Source organism: Polaromonas sp. P1_E3, assembly GCF_056405935.1.
Genome location: NZ_JBFUBD010000549.1, coordinates 1 through 1,504 on the forward strand (window position 1 = coordinate 1; position 1,504 = coordinate 1,504).

Genomic DNA, 1,504 nt, shown 5'->3' on the forward strand with positions numbered 1-1,504 from the left:
GCTTTTCACCGCGCGGACGCCGCGGGTTATGTTTTCTGGAGCGACCGCGTGATGGAGCTCGACGCCATCAACCCGCAAGTGGCCGCCCGCCTGGCGCGCGCGCTGGACCGCTGGAGCAAGCTGGCCGAGCCCTACCGCAGCGCGGCGCGCGAAGCGATTGCCCGCGTAGCGGCCAAGACCGATCTGAGCAAAGACACACACGAAGTCGTCTCTCGCGCACTGGCTGACTGAACGCGGACGGCACCCGCCATGGCATTGTTCACATTCAATAACCCCGCACAGCGGTTTGCGAAGAAGTTCAACCAGCTGCGCGACACGGTGTACGACGCCAGCGGCATGTTCAGCGGTTCGCGCATGTCAGCCGACCTGGCCGCGTTGGAGCCCCTGGCCGAGGCCCTGGGCGCGGACTCCGCCGAACAGGCTGACTTGCTGTGGTTGCAGTTCGTGGTGTTCCGCAAACGCCAGCTGGATGCCGAGGGCCTGCCGCTGGGCCTGCGCGCCCTGGCCATCCGCTCTGCCAAGGGCAGCCTCACGCCCGTGGAGCGCTACGAACAGCATTACGCCATCGGCGAGTCGGCCCTGGAAGCCGAGGAGTACGACACCGCCGTCGAGCACCTTCAGCAGTCGGCCCACTGGGCCGCGCACGAGGGCGCCACGCTGAATACCGAGCAGAAGCTGGGCATCCGCGAAGAGATCGGCTATGCCCTGCACGAAGCCGGCCGCTTCGCCGAGGCGCTGGCGCACAACCGGCAACTGCTGGCCGATGCACAAAGCGCCTTCGGCTCCGGCACGGACAAGCGCCTCTCAGGCCTCATCAACAACCTGGCGCAAAACACCTACGAGCTGGGCGAGCATGCGCAGGCGCGGGCCTGGCTGCAACAGCGCCTGGCGCTGGGCCAGGCCTTGCAGGACACGGACATCGTGCTGGACACCTTGTTCCAGCTCGGCGTGCTCGCGCATGAAGCAGGCCAGCCCACCGAAGCGCGCGCCCTCTTCCAGCAACGCGTGGACATTGCGCGTACAAAGGACGACGAAGACCTGCTCAACGACACCTTGGCCACGCTTGCCGAATTTGAAGAACGCGAAGAGCAAGGCGAGCCTGGCTAAGTGCCCCGCCCAGCCATAAGCCGCCTAAACGAACTATCCCTTAACCGAACGGAGCCCCTATGCCCCAAAAAATCTCCTTGACGCGCTACCTCGTTGAAAAACAGCGTATGGACGGCCACATCCCGTCGCAGCTGCGCCTGCTACTCGAAGTGGTGGCCCGCGCCTGCAAAAGCATCAGCCAGGCTGTCAACAAGGGCGCGCTGGGCGGCGTCCTGGGCACGGCCGGCAGCGAGAACGTTCAGGGTGAGGTGCAAAAAAAGCTCGACATCATCGCCAATGAGGTGTTGATTGAAGCCAACGAATGGGGTGGCCATCTGGCGGCCATGGCTTCAGAGGAAATGGACAGCATTTACGTGGTGCCCAACCGCTACCCCCAGGGCGAATACCTGCTGCTGTT

At 64.5% G+C, this 1,504-nt stretch carries 2 protein-coding genes and 1 pseudogene; all 3 read left to right on the top strand.

What is annotated here, in order from left to right; translation table 11 throughout:
• The coding region (locus AC1D0Z_RS21545; RefSeq protein WP_477660194.1) for an aminopeptidase N C-terminal domain-containing protein at positions 1 to 231 on the top strand (231 nt) is incomplete at its 5' end.
• A gap of 18 nt (positions 232 to 249) precedes the next feature.
• A complete protein-coding gene (locus tag AC1D0Z_RS21550; protein WP_477660195.1) occupies positions 250 to 1,107 on the top strand; it encodes a tetratricopeptide repeat protein in 858 nt (285 codons plus the stop codon).
• A 59-nt stretch (positions 1,108 to 1,166) separates the two neighbouring features.
• Positions 1,167 to 1,504: pseudogene (locus tag AC1D0Z_RS21555) on the top strand (class 1 fructose-bisphosphatase); the annotation flags it as partial.

What these genes read in the sequence shown, in the direction of transcription:
- AC1D0Z_RS21550 (WP_477660195.1), top strand. Translation starts at nt 250, where the DNA reads ATGGCATTGTTCACATTCAATAACCCCGCACAGCGGTTTGCGAAGAAG.